General features: G+C 54.7%; 16 protein-coding genes. 15 read left to right on the top strand and 1 reads right to left on the bottom strand.

The genetic code is table 11. The features are described from left to right. Positions 1-243: 243 nt before the first annotated feature. Complete coding sequence (gene rsmC, locus GSQ70_RS19915) at positions 244-1,278, bottom strand: 16S rRNA (guanine(1207)-N(2))-methyltransferase RsmC (protein WP_158784149.1); 1,035 nt, start codon at positions 1,276-1,278, stop codon at positions 244-246. A gap of 149 nt (positions 1,279-1,427) precedes the next feature. Here rsmC and GSQ70_RS19910 point away from each other — a divergent pair, with 149 nt between their 5' ends. The 15 genes from GSQ70_RS19910 to GSQ70_RS19840 all read left to right on the top strand — a co-directional run bounded on the left by GSQ70_RS19910 (position 1,428) and on the right by GSQ70_RS19840 (position 17,255). Then, positions 1,428-1,847, top strand: coding sequence for a DNA polymerase III subunit psi (locus GSQ70_RS19910; protein WP_158784148.1), 420 nt, complete (start codon positions 1,428-1,430; stop codon positions 1,845-1,847). Then, entirely contained in the window at positions 1,810-2,250 is a 441-nt protein-coding gene (gene rimI, locus GSQ70_RS19905) for a ribosomal protein S18-alanine N-acetyltransferase (protein WP_158784147.1), read from the top strand. Before GSQ70_RS19910 ends, rimI begins: the two co-directional genes overlap by 38 nt. Before the next feature lie 36 nt (positions 2,251-2,286). Continuing rightward, positions 2,287-2,967: a pyrimidine 5'-nucleotidase gene (gene yjjG / locus GSQ70_RS19900; protein ID WP_158784146.1), complete on the top strand. Its 681-nt coding sequence runs from the start codon at positions 2,287-2,289 to the stop codon at positions 2,965-2,967. 963 nt (positions 2,968-3,930) lie between these two features. Beyond that, positions 3,931-4,428 (top strand): SH3 domain-containing protein, encoded by a 498-nt coding sequence (locus GSQ70_RS19895; RefSeq protein WP_199257345.1) that lies wholly within the window; start codon positions 3,931-3,933, stop codon positions 4,426-4,428. Positions 4,429-4,452: 24 nt separating this feature from the next. Next, positions 4,453-4,959, top strand: coding sequence for a type VI secretion system lipoprotein TssJ (gene tssJ / locus GSQ70_RS19890; RefSeq protein ID WP_158784144.1), 507 nt, complete (start codon positions 4,453-4,455; stop codon positions 4,957-4,959). Positions 4,960-4,984: 25 nt separating this feature from the next. Beyond that, positions 4,985-6,328 (top strand): type VI secretion system baseplate subunit TssK, encoded by a 1,344-nt coding sequence (gene tssK / locus GSQ70_RS19885; RefSeq protein ID WP_158784143.1) that lies wholly within the window; start codon positions 4,985-4,987, stop codon positions 6,326-6,328. Positions 6,329-6,345: 17 nt separating this feature from the next. Beyond that, positions 6,346-7,581 (top strand): DotU family type VI secretion system protein, encoded by a 1,236-nt coding sequence (locus GSQ70_RS19880; RefSeq protein ID WP_199257286.1) that lies wholly within the window; start codon positions 6,346-6,348, stop codon positions 7,579-7,581. 3 nt (positions 7,582-7,584) lie between these two features. Next, positions 7,585-11,208 (top strand): type VI secretion system membrane subunit TssM, encoded by a 3,624-nt coding sequence (gene tssM, locus GSQ70_RS19875; RefSeq protein WP_158784142.1) that lies wholly within the window; start codon positions 7,585-7,587, stop codon positions 11,206-11,208. A gap of 16 nt (positions 11,209-11,224) precedes the next feature. Then, positions 11,225-11,935 carry a type VI secretion system-associated protein TagF gene (gene tagF, locus GSQ70_RS19870; RefSeq protein ID WP_158784141.1) on the top strand — a complete coding sequence of 237 codons (711 nt, stop codon included), beginning with the start codon at positions 11,225-11,227 and terminating at the stop codon, positions 11,933-11,935. 16 nt (positions 11,936-11,951) lie between these two features. Further along, on the top strand, positions 11,952-12,968 hold the full coding sequence (gene tssA / locus GSQ70_RS19865; protein ID WP_158785385.1) for a type VI secretion system protein TssA: 1,017 nt from the start codon (positions 11,952-11,954) through the stop codon (positions 12,966-12,968). A gap of 49 nt (positions 12,969-13,017) precedes the next feature. After that, positions 13,018-13,542, top strand: a complete 525-nt coding sequence (gene tssB / locus GSQ70_RS19860) for a type VI secretion system contractile sheath small subunit (protein WP_158784140.1) — start codon at positions 13,018-13,020, stop codon at positions 13,540-13,542. A gap of 3 nt (positions 13,543-13,545) precedes the next feature. Continuing rightward, a complete protein-coding gene (tssC, locus tag GSQ70_RS19855; protein ID WP_158784139.1) occupies positions 13,546-15,042 on the top strand; it encodes a type VI secretion system contractile sheath large subunit in 1,497 nt (498 codons plus the stop codon). 338 nt (positions 15,043-15,380) lie between these two features. Further along, the gene (locus GSQ70_RS19850) at positions 15,381-15,863 is read left to right on the top strand and encodes a type VI secretion system tube protein Hcp (RefSeq protein WP_158784138.1); all 483 of its coding nucleotides are present in this window, start codon (positions 15,381-15,383) and stop codon (positions 15,861-15,863) included. A gap of 109 nt (positions 15,864-15,972) precedes the next feature. Continuing rightward, entirely contained in the window at positions 15,973-16,671 is a 699-nt protein-coding gene (locus tag GSQ70_RS19845) for a peptidoglycan-binding protein (protein ID WP_233268370.1), read from the top strand. A 182-nt stretch (positions 16,672-16,853) separates the two neighbouring features. Continuing rightward, positions 16,854-17,255, top strand: a complete 402-nt coding sequence (locus GSQ70_RS19840; RefSeq protein ID WP_158784137.1) for a lysozyme inhibitor LprI family protein — start codon at positions 16,854-16,856, stop codon at positions 17,253-17,255. Positions 17,256-17,661: the final 406 nt, after the last annotated feature.

Raw genomic sequence — 17,661 nt, 5'->3', positions numbered from 1 at the left:
CGTCCGTTAAGACACTAACACCTGAAGCTAGCGCGTCTACCAATTCCGCCACCTTCGCGTACCGGCAATACAACATTGTTGTATTGCAACCACGGAGGCGCATTCTAGAGATTTTCCCCGGCACGTCAACAGTTATTTAGCCGCCCTGAAATGATTGCTGGAAAAAGCAACGTTTCCGGATGCCGGTTGCTGAATCAGTCGCTTGCCGGAACAGAGACAGGCGGTGCAAAGACCGCCCGCCGCTTAACGCTTCGCTTTCGCCGCGCGAGCCAGAACTGCGCGATAAACCTTAAAGCGGCCGGTCTGCACCAGCACTTCATGGCTGCCGAACGTCTCGTCCAGAATCTGCGGATACGGCAGGAAAGCATTCGCCACAATGCGTAATTCGCCGCCCATATTCAGGTGTTTTGCTGCGCCACGGATCAGCTGCTGTGCGGCATCCAGACTGGTCTGCATACCGTCATGGAACGGTGGGTTGGAGATGATCATGTCATAGCGGCCGTGAACGTCGGAGTAGACGTTGCTGGCAAAGACTTCACCTTCCAGATCGTTAGCGGCCAGCGTGGCCTTACTGGCTGCCACGGCTGCCGCGTTGACATCGGTCATGTACAGGCGGACTTTCGGCGAGAAGCGGGCCAGCATGGTGGACAGCACGCCTGCGCCACAGCCGATATCCAGCACTTTGCCTTTGGTGTGCGGCTTCAGCGTGGAGAGCAGCAGGTTACTTCCGACATCCAGCCCATCGCGGCTGAACACGCCTGGCAGCGTTTTAATGGTCATATCACCCAGAGGGTACTCACCCCACCATGCTTCTGCGTCAAACACCGGCTGCGACTGCAGCAGACCGTGATACAGGCCACAGCGACGGGCGCTGTCAATCTTGTTCAGGGTGGCATACTCCTCCACCATCTGCTCTGCGCTGCGGACTCCGCTGCGGTTTTCACCGACCACAAACAGATCGCTGCCGATCGGCATCATCGACAGCAGGTTTTCTAACTGAAACTGTGCTTCAGGTTTGTTCTTCGGCCAGAAGTAGATCAGCGTGTCGCAGTCAGCGACCATTTCCGGCGTTGCCACCAGGCTGAACTGTGCATTCTCTCCCAGCGCACGCTCCAGCATCTGCCAGTGATGGTATTGTTGGGTATGCACCCGGCTCAGCGCAGTGTCCAGTTGGGCGGGCAGGTCATCCTGCAGGTCGCCAGCAAACAGCACGCGGCGTTGAGTAAACTCATCACTGTGGCGCAGTATCACTTCACTGGCCGGGGTAAATGCAGACATCGGTGGCTCCTTGACTCATCAGAGCGGGGATTATACCCAAATTAGCCGGAGTTGCAGCCTGAAGTCGTCAGGGAGCCGGGGTTTGTTGGCGCAGATCCGCGAGGTTTGCTAGCATAGCGTCGCAATCGGGCGACCAGACAGGAATAAAGATGTCTTCCAGACGTGACTGGTTATTACAGCAAATGGGCATCACGCAGTATACGCTGCGGCGTCCGCGTGCCTTAAAGGGCGAGGTTTCAGTCTCCTTGCCTGAGCACACCCGCCTGCTGATCGTGGCTGAAGTGCCGCCGCTGCTGACCGATCCGTTGATCGGCGATGTACTGCGGGCGATGCTGATGCGCGAAGAAGAAGTGATGGTGTTGACGCCGGATCAGCTGCAGATGCTGCCTGATGATACTCACTGCGTCAGTTGGTGCCTCGGGCTGGCCGCGCCTGTCGCCGTCGGCGGTTCTCAAATTGCCTCGCCGGTGCTGGCGGAGCTTTATCACAATGCCAGCGCCAAACGTGCGCTGTGGCAGCAGATCTCCCACTATGAATCAGATTTCTTTACTGACACCGCAAGACCTTGAACGCGCCTTCGCCATTGAACAGCGCAGCCATGCTTTCCCCTGGAGTGAAAAAACGCTGAGCAGCAATCAGGGTGAGCGTTATCTCAATTACCGTCTGAATACCGGGGGGCAAATGGCCGCTTTCGCCATCACTCAGGTGGTGCTGGACGAAGCGACGCTGTTTAATCTGGCGGTTGATCCGGATTTCCAGCGGCAGGGTTTAGGGCGTGAACTGTTGACGTTCCTGATAGCGCAGCTTGAAGAGCGCGGTGTCCAGACGTTGTGGCTGGAAGTGCGGGCTTCAAACCGGCCGGCGATTGCTCTGTATGAGCAGTTGGACTTCAACGAGGTATCCATCCGCCGCAATTACTATCCCACAGCCGATGGTAAAGAAGATGCCATCATTATGGCGTTAACTATTTAAAAATATGCACGTCTGACCAACAAGGGGTTCTCCTGGATGCTTAAAGACTGGGACTGGATTTTATTCGACGCTGACGACACATTGTTCCATTTCGACGCCTTTGCGGGTTTGCAGCTTCTTTTTCAGCAGTATGACGTGCAGTTCTCCACAGCAGATTACGATGAATATCAGGCGGTGAATAAACCGCTGTGGGTGGAGTACCAGAACGGTGCCATTACCGCCCAGCAGCTGCAGCACCAGCGCTTTGTCGGCTGGGCTGAGAAACTGAATGTTACCCCAATCGCTCTTAACGATGGCTATTTGCGGGCGATGGCGGAAGTGTGCGTGCCGCTGGCTGGCGCAGTGAATCTGCTGAATGCGCTGAAGGGCAGAGTGAAGATGGGCATCATCACTAATGGTTTTACCGCACTGCAACAGGCCCGCCTGGAGCGTACCGGTTTCCTGGGGTATTTCGATCTGCTGGTGATCTCAGAGCAGGTCGGCCACGCCAAACCGCATCCGGCGATCTTTGATCATGCGCTGGAGAAGATGGGCCACCCGGCTCGTGAGCGGGTGATGATGGTCGGAGATAACCCGGATTCAGACATCCTGGGCGGGATCCGGGCAGGAATGGCGACCTGCTGGCTGAATGCGGATGAACGCCAGCTGCCATCCGATATTACCCCCACCTGGCAGGTAAAAAACCTGCAGGAACTGGAAGTGATTCTTATTACTTAAGTTTTGATTTTTTAGTTTTTTGTCTGCCGGAATTGCAGCGATCTCACTCACTACAGATCGCTGCACCATTATCCCCGCCTCTCGCGATATATTATTCTGAAAATTTACTCCCTGAAAAATCTCCCTGCATTTTTCTGCCCGATCAGGTCCACCCATTCTTTTCTTCATATAATATTTAGCTATTAAAAATTAACATTTTTCACTCTTTTAAGAATAAAAGTAACAATATTTCACCCCTGATGTAGGATAACTCCTGGATTGTTCGGGCCATTTTGTAAGAATTTACCTTATTTCATTAACATTAGTGATCCTTAACTATCACTGTAATAACTGTAATCTTTGAATAATTGGAAGCTGGATGTAAACTTGCCGAAAATTTCACAATTAAGTGCAGAATTCATAACGGGCGCAGAGCTTCATCACCGGCTCGTGCGGTAGCTATGGTTTTATGGTTTTCATTAATTTGTTATTTTACAACATATTAAGTTATTGTGTTGCTATGGTGAACTTTATGTGTTCGCAGATTTGTGTTATGAAACAGTCATGGTTGTAATGTGGTTTGTGGAATTATTTGGGGTTTTATGGAGGTGTTGCAGCAAGGGAAGCATCATAAAAATAGTTCTTGCCGGGATATTATCCCGGATTGTGCAATTTATTCGATCATAATGCTTCACTATTAACCTGCTAATCATCTTCTGCGGGCTCTCTTCCTGTAATAAAAAATGGTTTGTCTCATTACTGTGCTGTGAAGCGTGCTTTCGGCCATGATGTGCTGCTGAGTGTTGTACCTGTTTTTTAATCTGGTACGGCCATCGCATTTCATTTGCCCCTGCGCACCCTTCCTGCACTGCCCGAATTGCCAGCCTGTCTTTGCTGGCTGACGGGGAAACTCTCTTATCTGTCCGTTACCTCTCTCCGGACCCTGTTGCGTCTTTTTTTGGTAAAAACTTCATGAGGATCATGGTGAAAATTCGAATTGCATTAAGCCTGCTTTTTGTTTTGACGGTTGCCGGATGTAAGGCGCCACCCGCGCCAGTAACGGATGACACAATTGTTTCCAGCACCGTTGACGGTGTGAAGCTGACCTACCGTCATGCGGTACAGCCTCCAGCCTCTTTCACGCCGGTGAATGAAGAGTACCGTGCGCTATACGGCGCCTCGTTGATGACCCGTCCTGACTTTGGCGGCAAGCTGGTCAGCTATCTGGAAAACAGCAAGCCTTATACCGTGCTGGGCAGCGTGGAAAACAACTGGTTTGCTATCGCTGAGCAGGGGCAGGAGCAGTTGATTGGTTATGTGCCGATGCGTGCCGTGGTAAAGAGCGATCTTTACGACAAAACGGTGAAAGCTGATTCACGTCGCAAACGTGCCCGTTCAGCCGCTAAAAAAACCTGTGTTGCAGTGGATGGCAGCGGTAAAGCCTGCCAGAACAGCAACAGCGGAACCTGGATCATCGACTGATAACGCGCTTATGGCCGCATCAATATGAACAGACAACTCTTTTGGCGCCTGAACATTCAGGCGTTTTTCCTGATGGCCCTCAGCCTGCTGTCAGGCTGCAGCTCTTCTTCGCACAGCGTTCCTGCTCACTACAGCCTGGTCTTCCAGGCTCACCCGCAGATCAACGATGCCGCGCCGCTTAAGGTGCGGGTGTTGCTGCTCAGGTCGGACGCCGATTTTATGTCTGCAGATTTCTACTCCCTGCAGAACAATGCCCCTGCTTTGCTGGGCGGCAACCTGCTGAACAGCGATCAGTTCTTCCTGATGCCCGGACAACTCAATAAAACCCTGAAGGGCCAAACACCCCCCGAGGCACGCTATATCGGGATTCTGGCTGAATATCAGTCTCTTGATGGCAAAAAGTGGCGACTGTCGCTGCCGCTGCCCGTCCCCGGGGAAAGCCATTTTTACCAAATATGGCAGAGCTCACCGGATGAACTGAAAGCCGACATCCTTGCCGATATCAGCGGCTTGCGTGCCGTCAGCGAGTGATTCCAGCCTTTCAACGGAAGCCATTATGAACAAAGCAGAAAAAGTGGTCTGGACCGAGGGCATGTTCCTGCGCCCGCACCATTTCCAGCAGTCAGAAAGCCACCAGCAAAGCCTGCTTCGTAGCTGGGGACTGACCCAGCGTCCCTACCTGTGGGGCTTTCTGGATTGCGAATTTGACGAAGCGATGCTGCGTCAGGGGAAAATCGCCCTCAGCTCGGCCAGTGGCCTGCTGCCCGATGGCACCTTTTTCTCGTTCCGTGATGCCCGTCACGGACCGTCACCGCTGGCAATTCCGGATAGTCAGGGCAGCGAGAAAGTGGTGCTGGCACTGCCTGCGCGGCGCAATGGTCGTGAAGAAGTGATCTTTAGTGAAGCCGCTGATTCGCTGGCCCGCTATGTCACCTTTGAGCAGGAAGTGGATGATTTTAATGCCCTGTCGGTTGGCCAGGCAGCGGTGCAGTTCGGCAAGCTCCGCCTGCGCCTGATGCTGGAAAGCGAGCTGTCCGCAGAGTGGACGGCGATGGCCGCCGTCAGGGTGATGGAGAAGCGCAGCGACAACCAGGTACGCCTGGACAGCAGCTACATCCCGCCGATGCTCAACAGCATTGCTCATCCCCAGTTGTACGATTATCTGAGCGATATGTCCGGCCTGCTTGAACAGCGTAGCCAGCAGATCGGGCAGCGTCTGCAACAGCCTGGCCGCTTTAACACCGCCGATATGACCGACTTTATGCTGCTGGCGCTGGTTAATCATCACTTCGGCCACGTCAGCCACCTGAAAAATCTGCCGCTGTTGCATCCCGAACAACTGTTTTCTACCTGGCTGGCATTTGCCAGCGAGCTGACCACCTACACGCCGCAGCGCTTCCCCGACGCCACGCTGCCGGTTTATGACCATGACGACCTGGCATGGTGCTTCGGCAAGCTGATGCTGCTGCTGCGTCAGGGCCTGTCACAGGTGTTAGAAGAGAACGCCATCCAACTGCCGCTGACCGAGCGTTCACACGGTCTGAATGTGGCTACCGTACCGGATGCTTCCATGGTGCGTGAGTTCGGTTTTGTGCTGGCAGTCCGCGCCAACGTGCCTGGCGAAGCGCTGCAGACTCACTTCCCGGCGCAGATGAAAGTGGCTCCGGTGACCAAAATCCGTGATTTGGTTCAACTGCAGCTGCCGGGCATGGTATTGCGTGCCATGCCTGTCGCCCCGCCGCAAATTCCCTGGCATGCCGGTTACAGCTACTTCGAATTAGAGAAGGGCAGTGAGCTGTGGCAGGAGATGGAAAAGTCCGGCACCTTCGCGCTTCATCTGGCCGGTGAGTTTCCCGGACTGGCAATGGAGTTCTGGGCCATTCGTAGTCATTCAGCCTGACGCAGGGAGCGAGAATCATGCAGGAACGACAGGCCACCGCACAGGGTGACATTTTCTCAGGCGCCAGTCATAACAACCCGCTGGTCGCGGCGGCAAACGCCTTACTCAATGCTATTCCTCAGATCCGCCATTCGGTGACCCATGCCGATCCGGCCGGGCTGCGTCAGCGACTGATCGACGAAATGCGCCAGTTTGAAATGAACTGCCAGCGAGCCGGTCTGCCGTACGAAGTGATTATTGGCGCACGCTACTGCCTGTGCACCGCGCTGGACGAAGCTGCGGCCCTGACTCCGTGGGGCAGCCGTGGCGTCTGGCCGGGCCAGGGACTGCTGGTCACCTTCCATAATGAAACCTGGGGTGGCGAGAAGTTTTTCCAGCTGCTGGCCAAGCTTTCACAAAACCCTCGTGAGCAAATTGTTCTGCTGGAGCTGATTAACTACTGCTTACAGCTGGGTTTTGAAGGGCGCTACCGCGTGCTGGATAACGGTCGTTCGCAGTTAGAAACCATCAAGCAGCGCCTGCTGCAGATGATCCGCTCAGTGCGTGGAGGCTATGCACCACCCCTCTCTCCGCATCCTGAAGATCATCCTGTCACCCGCAAACTGTGGCGGCCGGTGGTGCCGCTGTGGGCCTGCACGGCGCTGGTCGGCTTCCTCGCCTGTCTGTTCTATATCCTGCTTAACTGGCGGTTGGGCGATGCCACCAGCCCGGTGCTGGCGGCGGTTTATCAGACCCCGCTACCGGAAGTGACCATCCGGAATCCTGCGCCGCCAGCCCCGGCCGCGCTGAACCTGAAAGCGTTTCTGCGCCCTGAAATCGAGCAGGGCCTGGTGTCGGTGAAGGATGAGGCGGATCAGAGCGTGGTGACGCTGAAAGGCGACGGGCTGTTTACCTCCGGCTCCACCGCAGTGCGTGGCCGCTATGAGGAGGTGCTGGACCGCGTGGCGCAGGCGATGAACAACGTCAGCGGTCGCATTCTGGTGATTGGTTACAGCGATAACGTGCCGATCCGCAGCGCGCGCTTTGCCTCTAACTACGAGCTTTCCCTGGCGCGTGCCCGGTCTGTACAGGAACGTCTGCAACAGCATCTTACCCAGCCACAGCGCGTGAAGGCCGAAGGTCGCGGCGAGACTAATCCGCTGGTGCCTAACACCACCGCAGAAAACCGCGCGCGCAACCGCCGTGTAGACATCACGCTGTTGGTTTCCCCGCAGAACACCCGTGCGGAAATGAATTTGCAGCAAGGAAATTAACGGATGCTGAATATTCTGTTTGCCATCATGACCAACCGGCTGCTGTGGGGATTCATTGGGATCACCGCGCTCTCTTTCATCATCTGGGTGATTGGGCCGGTCTTTTCCATTGTCGACTCCCGCCCGCTGGAGCCGGAAGTCAACCGTCAGATCAGTATCGCGCTGTTGTATATCGCCTGGGGCCTGAGCAACGTGGTGCCGCGTGTTTACAACGCCTGGCTGAACCGCAAGCTGATGGGCAGCCTGAAAACCACGCCGGGCGAGAACGGGGAAGGGGACCACAAGCGGCTGAGCAGCGAAGATCGCGTGCTGTCCGAACGCTTTACCGAAGCTGCAGAGATGCTGAAAAAAGCGCATTTCAGCCGCTCCGGCAACCATCGCTGGACCCAGCGTTTCAGCCGTCAGTATCTGTATCAGCTGCCGTGGTATGTGATTATTGGCGCGCCGGGGGCCGGTAAAACGACTGCGCTGGTGAACTCTGGCCTGCAGTTCCCACTGGCTGACCGCTTTGGTAAAGCCGCGCTGAGAGGGATTGGCGGCACGCGCAACTGCGACTGGTGGTTTACCAACGAAGCGGTGCTGCTGGACACGGCCGGGCGCTATACCACTCAGGAGAGTGAGCAGCAGCAGGACGCCAGCGAGTGGAACAAGTTTGTCGGGTTGCTGCGCAAATACCGTGGTCGCCAGCCGATCAACGGGGTGATTGTCACCGTCAGCGTCTCTGACCTGCTCACCCAGTCTGCTGAGGCTTCCCGCCAGCAGGCGCTTTCCCTGCGCCAGCGCCTGATGGAGCTGCACGAACAATTAGGCATTCGCTTCCCGGTTTACGTGCTGGTAACCAAAACGGATCTGCTGAAAGGCTTCCGGGCTTACTTTGCGAAGTTTGACAAAGCGCAGCGCGACCAGGTCTGGGGCTTCACCTTCCCGTGGGAACGCTCGAAGCATGCCGATTTTGATCTGCAAAGCGCGTTCACTCAGGAGTACGCTTTGCTGCAACAACGGCTGGATGTCGGGCTGCCGGATACGCTGCTGCAGGAAAACGATGCCAAAGCCCGTGCTGAAAGTTACCTGTTCCCACAGGAATTCGCCGCGCTGCGTGCGCAATTGGGTGAATACCTGGACACGGTTTTCGCCCGTTCCAATTTCGAAACCCAGTTCTCACCACGCGGCATCTATTTCGCCAGCGGTACGCAGGAAGGATTGCCGTTTGACCGTGTGATGGGTGAACTTAACCGCGCGCTGCAGCTGCCGCAGGATGAAAGCAGCCGCAGCGGTGCCTGGGATAACGTCAACAAAGAGTCGCCGATCCCGGCCGGCAAAGGCCAGAGCTTCTTCCTTAAAGACCTGCTGCAAAACGTGATCTTTCAGGAGGCCGGGCTTGCTGGCAGCAATCGCTGGTGGGAACTGCGTAACCGCGCCGTGCTCTGGTCAGGTTATGTTGCTCTGGTCGCTGCGCTGGTGATTGCCGGTCTGCTGTGGGTCACCAGCTTCAGCAACAACAAAAGCTACCTGGCCGAAGTGCAGGCCAAAGTGCCGCAAATCGCCGGGTTGAGCAAACATCTGCAGGCCAGCAACCAGACCGATCTCTATGCGTTGCTGCCGTTCCTTAACGGCGTGCTGCATCTGCCGGAAAGTCAGGATTTTGATCTCAACAATCCGCCGGTCACCCGCCGTATGGGGCTGTATCGTGGGGAGGAGGTCAGCGATGCGACCATGGCGCTGTACCAGAAATCCCTTAAGCAGCTGCTGATGCCGCAGGTCGCTCAACTGATTACCACCTGGTTGCGCAACGACAACGGCAGCGACGCGGACTACAGCTACGAGGCGCTGAAAGCGTACCAGATGCTGTACCAGCCGAAGCATTACGACGGCAAGTTCCTGCATGCCTGGGTGATGCTGAACAGTCAGCGCAACCAGCCGCAGAACATCACCTCGGCCCAGATTAAGCAGCTCGACTGGCATCTGATGCAGCTGCTGGAAACCCAGATCCAGGCATCACCCTATGCCCTGGATGACGCGCTGGCAAAGCGCGAGCAGGCGCTGATTAATCAGATGCCGCTGTCGCAGCGCGTTTACGGACGCCTGAAGCGCCTGCTGGAACGCGATGACAGCCTGAAGTCGGTGTCGCTGGCCTCGCTGGGCGGGCCGCAGAGTGAGTTGGTGTTGTCACGCAAGAGCGGTAAGTCGATTGGCGAAGGCATTCCGGGACTGTTCACGCCGGATGGCTACTGGAACAGCTTCGACAGGAATATTGCAGCGGTGACGGCGTCGCTGCATGACGATGACCAGTGGGTGCTGGGCGGCCAGGTGCAGGGTGAGAACAAACAGCAAACTGACCTCGCGGTACGCCAGCTTTATATGGCCGACTACATGCGCCAGTGGGACGGGTTGCTGCAGGATATTCAGCTGAATAATAGCGCCGATCTTTCCCAGCGCGTCAACGCGGCGCGTCTGCTCTCCAGCAACAACTCGCCGCTGCGTAAGCTGGTCATCAACCTCAGCCATTATCTGGTACTGGATAAAGCGGCCGCGCGAGATGATCAGGCGAAGGACAAGAAAGAGGACGGGCAGAGCAGCGGTGCCAGCAGCACGCTGGATGCGCTGTTCCACTCCACTCACAGCGCGACGGCAGCCAGTCAGCAGCAGCAAACGCCTGAACAGTCAGTAACAGCTCACTTCGCACCGATTATTGATCTGGCCCAGCCGCTGGAAAAAGGCGGCAAAACGATCGCCTTTGATGACTTCCTGAAGCAAATCGACGATCTCTATCGCTACCTGACGGCGGTGCAGGATGCCGCAAACAGTGGGATGCCGCCGCCAGCCAGCGATGCAATCAGCCGCCTGCAGGCCAGCGCCGGACGCCTGCCGGGTTCTCTGCAAAATATGTTCACCAGCATGGCGGTGGGGGCGAGCAGTGATACCCAGCGGCGCGATCTGGATAACGTGCGCAAGCGTATCAATGTGGAAGTGGGGGGCTTCTGCCGTCAGGCTATCGCAGGCCGTTACCCTCTTTCCCGCACCGGCCGTTCGGAAGTGACGCCGGACGACCTGGCCCGCATGTTCGCACCGGGGACGGGGCTGATGGACAGCTTTTTCCGCGACAATCTGGCGAACAAAGTGGACACCACTCAGGCCAGCTGGCGCTTCACGCCGGGAATAGATGGCAAAACCCTGCCGGGCGGTGAAAGCGTACTGCGGCCTTTCCAGCAGGCACAGAACATTCGTGATGCTTTCTTTGCCAACGGAGCGACAGCGCCAGCTTTCCGCGTCACGGTGCGCACTCAGCAGATGGATAACGACATTCTGACGATGACGCTGGATGTGGATGGGCAACTGCTTCGTTACAGCCACGGACCTCAGGCCGTGCAGTTGATGAGCTGGCCGGGACCGGGCGGCACCAGCCAGGTCCGTATGCAGCTGGGCCTGGCCGACGGCACCACTGCCACGTTAGTCACCAATGGCGCCTGGGCGCTGAACCGCTTCTTCGATCGGGCGCAGCTCTCTCCGGGCAGCAGCACCCTCAGCCGTCGGGCCGCCTTTAACGTCAATGGCCATCACGTCACGCTGGAGTTCACCCCGAACAGTATCCGTAATCCATTCCAGCTTCCCGGGTTCTCATGCCCGTAACCGCAAGGAAATGATGATGAGCCAGACACCTGCGATTGGCTGGTATGGGAAATTGCCCAGTGCCGGCGATTTTTTAAAGCGTCGCTTCCCCGAGACGCTCTGGCAGCAGTGGACCCACTGGTTCCAGGTGGGGCTGCTGAACTGGCAAAAAAATGACGAGCAGCGCCCGGAAGGCGAAAGGCAGTTTGGCAATGCGCCAGTGTGGAATTTCGTCGTGCCGCCGATGCTGGGCAGCCAGCTGGTGCAGATGGGCTGCCTGTTACCGGCGCGCGACAATGTGGGTCGCCAGTATCCGGTTTGTGCGCTGATGACGTTCTCGCCGCAGAGCTGGTCGCAGTCGCAGCTGGCAATGGCGGGCGAATGGTATCAGCAGCTGGGCCGCAGCCTGTTGCACGCCGTGCGCAACAGCTATTCCGCCGAACAGCTCGACCAGATGCTGCTGACCATTCCACCGCTACCGGAGCCCGATCCAAACCCGCGCTCGGACATCCTTGACGCGATCGGCTATGCCGACCGGCCCTGCACCCTGAGCTGGCGGCAGGTGTCGGATTGCTTTGATCCGCAACACTACACCAGTTTCTGGTGGACCAATCAGACCGATGGCTACCCGCTTTATACGCACGTCCACAGCGGCAACTTCACCGGCCAGCTGTTCTCGATGCTGTTTGATCCTGCCGCCGGAGCAAAGCCCGGACGTCATGGGCTTTACCCACCAATGTTTGAGTAATTTGCGCATGAACACCCTGAATATCGATGTGTTACTCGCTCCAGTCGACAATGACCGCCCGTGTGGCGACAACCTGGAATACGACGCCGATTATATGGCGATGGATCAGGCCAGCACGGGCAAAGCAGAACAGCAGTTTGGTGACACCATTATTCCTGCTGAACCGGCTGACTGGAACAAAGTAGAGCGACTGGCCAGCGACCTGCTGACCCGCACCAAAGATTTGCGGGTGATGCTGGCACTGACCCGCGCCTGGACCCAGCTGCGCGGGCTGACCGGCTATGCCAACGGCCTGCAGCTGATCAAGCAGTCTTTGTTGCTGTACTGGGAGACGTTGTGGCCAGTGCTGGAAGAGAACGGAGAACGCGATCCGTTCTACCGCATTAACGCGCTGGCCGCTTTGAGCGATAAGTCAGCACTCACTTCAGCATTGCGTCAGGCCTCCCTGCTGCGCAGCGCATCCGACCAGCTCTCTCTGCGCGATGCCTGCGCGCTGCTGGACGGCAGCAAGACCGAGTGTCCGGATTTCCCCGGTGGCCGAGCCAGGCTGATGGCTGAACTGGCACGTGGTGAACAGCCCGGTATTGAGGCCATTCTCAGCATAAGTGAGCGGTTGCAAACTATTCGTGAAACGCTGACTGAACACCTGGGTGAAAGCGGCGTTCCTGAGATGGAACAGCTGCTGAAAACGGTGAACACCGTGGCCGCTGCCTGTGAAGTGACCGATCTTTCAACCCTGATCCCGACCGCTTCCGTTCCGGAAGCCAGCAGTACGGTGGACCTGCCGGTGGCAAAAGCTGCCCGTAAGGAAACGGACTGGCGCAGTGTTCAGCCGACGTCGCGAGCCGATGCTCAGCTGATGCTGGAAAAAGTGAAGCAGTATTTTGTACAGCACGAGCCAAGCCATCCGGCTCCGCTGATGATTGACCGCGTACAGCGGATGATCGACATGGACTTTATGGACATTATCCGCGACCTGGCGCCTGACGGCGTCCACCAGCTGGAAAACATTTTCGGACGCCGCGACTCCTGATCCGCCGCGTTCACCAACATTGACACCTTACCTACCAATGGAGAACACCATGCCAGGCAAATCCAGTGGGCAGAAATTCATCGCCCGTAACCGCGCACCGCGCGTACAGATCGAGTATGACGTGGAAATCTATGGTGCGGAACGCAAAATCCAGCTGCCTTTCGTGATGGGCGTGCTGGCCGATCTGGTTGGCAAGCCGGTTGAAGGCCTGCCGTCCGTTGATGAACGTAAATTCCTCGAAATCGATATCGACAATTTTGACGAGCGCATGAAGGCCCTGAAACCGCGCGTGGCGTTTCAGGCGGACAACACGCTGACCGGTGAAGGCCGCCTGAATGTCGACCTGACCTTTAACAGTATGGAAGACTTCTCGCCGGATGCGGTCGCCCGCAACGTTGAGCCGCTGAGCAAGCTGCTGGATGCGCGTACCCAGCTTTCCAACCTGCTGACCTATATGGACGGCAAAAACGGTGCGGAAGAGCTGATCTCAAAAATTCTTCAGGATCCGACGCTGCTCAAATCACTGAGCCACCTGCCGAAACAGGATGATGCGGCGAAGGGCGGGGAGGAGTAATCAATGAATCCATCACAACAACAGCAGCCGCAGGAACAGCTGGCTTACAGCCAGGACGAGTTCAGCTCGTTACTGAATAAAGAGTTCCGGCCGAAAACTGACTCAGCCCGTTCTGCAGTAGAGAGCGCGGTAAAAACGCTGGCACAGCAGGCGCTGGAAAACACCGTCACCGTCTCCAGCGACGCTTACCGCACCATTCAGGCGCTGATCGCGGAGATCGACGAGAAGCTGTCTAAACAGGTTAACGAGATTATTCACCATGATGACTTCCAGAAGCTGGAAGGGGCGTGGCGGGGCCTGAGCTATCTGGTGAATAACACTGAAACCGACGAGATGCTGAAAATCCGCTTTATGAGCATTTCGAAACAGGAGCTGGGCCGGACCCTGAAGCGCTATAAAGGCGTGGGCTGGGACCAGAGTCCGATCTTCAAGAAGGTCTATGAAGAAGAGTACGGTCAGTTTGGTGGCGAGCCGTTTGGCTGCCTGGTGGGAGATTACTACTTCGATCACAGCCCGCAGGACGTGGAGCTGCTGAGCGAGATGGCCCGGATCGGTGCGGCGTCACACTGCCCGTTTATCACCGGCACTGCGCCGGGCGTGATGCAAATGGAGTCCTGGCAGGAGCTGGCGAATCCCCGCGATCTGACCAAAATCTTCCAGAACAGCGAATATGCTGCCTGGCGCAGCCTGCGTGAATCGGAAGATGCCCGCTATCTGGGGCTGGTGATGCCGCGTTTCCTGTCCCGCCTGCCTTACGGCATTCGCACCAACCCGGTTGACAGCTTTGACTTTGAAGAAGAAACGGAAGGCGCGGATCACGGTAAATACACCTGGACTAACGCTGCCTATGCGATGGCGGCCAATATCAACCGCTCTTTCAAAGAGTACGGCTGGTGTACTTCTATTCGCGGCGTGGAGTCCGGCGGTGCGGTCGAAAACCTGCCAACCCACACCTTCCCGAGCGATGACGGCGGCGTGGACATGAAGTGCCCAACGGAAATCGCCATCAGCGACCGTCGCGAAGCCGAGCTGGCGAAAAACGGTTTTATGCCGCTGGTACATCGCAAAAACTCCGACTTCGCTGCATTTATTGGCGCGCAATCGCTGCAGAAACCGGCCGAATATCACGATCCGGACGCCACCGCTAACGCCCGCCTGGCCTCACGCCTGCCATACCTGTTCGCCTGCTGCCGCTTTGCGCATTACCTGAAGTGCATTGTGCGGGACAAAATCGGTTCCTTCCGCGAGCGCGACGAGATGGAGCGCTGGCTGAATGACTGGGTAATGAACTACGTGGATGGCGACCCGGCGAACTCCTCGCAGGAAACCAAATCCCGTAAGCCGCTGGCCTCAGCCGAGGTGCAGGTGGAAGAACTGGAAGACAATCCGGGCTATTACGCCGCCAAGTTCTTCCTGCGTCCGCATTATCAGCTGGAAGGTCTGACTGTGTCGCTGCGTCTGGTCTCTAAACTGCCTTCACTGAAGTCCGACAACGCCTGATTCTGGCGCAACAGGGCGTCCTCCCTTTTTTCTGAGTGACTGCGGGCGAAGTTATTGGCTCCGCAATTCCGGCACGACTCTCTGAATGGGGCATTGATCTGTCCCACAGGCAATGACGACATGACTCTCTGAATGGGACATTTATCCGTCCCACAGGCAATTCGCAGAGGTGTTCACTAATGAACACCTCTGCGTCCTCTCGGGATCATCCATGTAGCGATATTCGAGAGCAAGGCAGAGGTAAAATATGGACTGTTTTATTCAGCCCCATGCTTTCCTGTTTGCCATATCAGTGCTTTATCTAAAGCAAAATCTCAACTAATGAAGAGTAGATAACGATGGCTATTGATATGTTTATGAAGGTTGATGGTGTGACTGGCGAGTCGAAAGACTCTAATCACTCCGGCTGGACTGATATTACTTCTTTCTCCTGGGGCGCATCCCAGCCGGGCAATATGGCGGTTGGCGGCGGCGGCGGTGCGGGTAAAGTTAACTTTAATGACCTGCACATAGAGGCACTGGTTGATAAGTCCACAACCGCTTTGCTGAAAAACTGTGCAAGTGGAAAGCATATTGCGAAAGTTGAGCTTTCGGTCTGTAAAGCAGGAGGAACTCAGGTTGAATATACCCGTATTACTCTTGAAGACGTGCTGGTTACTTCCGTTCAGTTTAACGGCACAGATAATGGAGATACGGTAGGTATGACTTACGGTTTCCAGGCTTCAAAAGTGAAACAACAATACTGGGAACAGAGTTCTTCAGGTGGTAAAGGCGCAGAAAGCAGTGCTGGCTGGAACATCAAAGAAAACAAAGAAGCTTGATAATATTAAGCAATTTCTCTCCGGAGAAATTGCTTTTTTATCTGATGTCATTTGGCGTATCCCCTGAAGGGATGCCTTGATAATATCAGCGTGAGATAAGGAGATTTTGATGGGTATCTCTGGTTCTGTTGGTCAGGGGGCGAAAAATAACCCTGCTGATGTAAAAGCGGTTCAAAAGTTGCTCCAGGGCAATGGTTTTCCTAACCTGCGTGATGATGGTGCTTTCGGGCCCAAAACACTTGATGCAATCAAAAGCTATCAAGCAAAATTTCTTCGTCAGCCAGATGGTGTTGTTGATGCAAATGGCAGGACCTTGAGGAAATTATTGGCTGGAAATTCACAAGGATCTCCTTCTGGTACTCCTCAGGAAAATCGGCATCTTAATTCCGGTCGTTTGACAGTCAGTGCCGGCCAGGTAACTTTTAATGCCGAGGGAAATGATAATCCACATAGCATCTATTTTAGCCGACATTTACATTGGCCCAAGGGGATTTCGGGCGTAACCATTGGCCGGGGCTATGATATGGGTAGCCGCACTCAGGAAGCCATTTTTCTTGATTTAACTCGTTCTGGGGTGCCAACAGATCAGGCAGAACTCATGTCCCAGGGGCGAAAGTTAACCGGTTCGACTGCGGAAAGATTTGTTAAAGATCACAAAAATGAATGTGGAATCATTTCACGGGAAGCACAGGCTCGTCTATTTGAATTAATATACCCAGGGTATGTGTCTGGCGCAAAAGCCGTCTATCTGAGTAAAACTGCGAAGTTCCCTGAAAGAACCAGTTGGGAAGCTTTGAAAAGCCAATAAGAGAAATTGCAGTCGATTTTGTTTATCAGGGATTGGGTTTTGAGAGAACGATGAAAGCATGTATGACTAATGATTATGATGTTTTGATCAATTTTATTGAAACCAATGCTCAGGTACAAAGTTATGAAGGTGGTCGTCAAAGAGCCAATTACTTAAGAAGAAACAGATAGTTTGAGGGTGATATGAAAAAGAAAGTTTTATTTGTTGCTACGGTCGGGTTGTTTTTATTAAGTGGTGCCGCGCAAGCTATGGAGGATTGCTCAAAGAAAACCAGCGATCCAGAAGTTTATACTTGTGCTGAAAGTAATCGTGCGGCTGCAGAAAAGGAACTTAATAAAGAATACTCTGAAGCAAAAAAACGAATTGATGAAACGTTTTCAGATCAAGCTGACGTGAAAAAAGAATATCTTCCTGTTTTCCTGGAGGCGCAGAGGAGTTGGTTAAAATATCGCGATAACCAATGTAAGATGTTTGCCCATGTCGCTGCAAAGAACAGTAACCCCTATACGGTTTTTACGAATAACTGTGTTGCTAAACTTGATGAAGCAAGAACAAAAGAGCTGAAAGAAATTCCTTACGATTAATATGATGTTGTTGAGTCTTTTTTAATGGCTATTTCATTTTTTGAAGTGAAATAGTCAGTTAGTGTCTTAATTGTATGGTTCCCTTTAATTGGCTTTTTATGGTCCCAGCCAGTTCTTATGGCAATTTTTTTGTTTTATTGAATTGTTTTAGGGGGGGGCGATGAAGTTTGTATTAATGACTACCGTTGCATTTTTATCAGTATAGTCCTCCTTTTCTTTTGCAGAAAACACGATGGTATTTAGTGGTAAGAAATACAAAATAAAAATAACCGAGCATTGTGCTGAAGGAAATGTTTCTTGTAATGATGCAACATAAGCAGATAAAATATTCAAGGTTTTTGACGCGGTCAATTTGCATGATGCTATGGCAGAGAAAGCTTTCAAATGTGGGCTAATTAGCATCTAA

The sequence above is a fragment of the Pantoea sp. BAV 3049 genome (assembly GCF_009765445.1).
Taxonomy (GTDB): Bacteria; Pseudomonadota; Gammaproteobacteria; order Enterobacterales; family Enterobacteriaceae; genus Erwinia.
The sequence above is the reverse complement of the archived record's forward strand: the minus strand, read 5'-3'. Positions and strand labels throughout refer to the sequence as shown.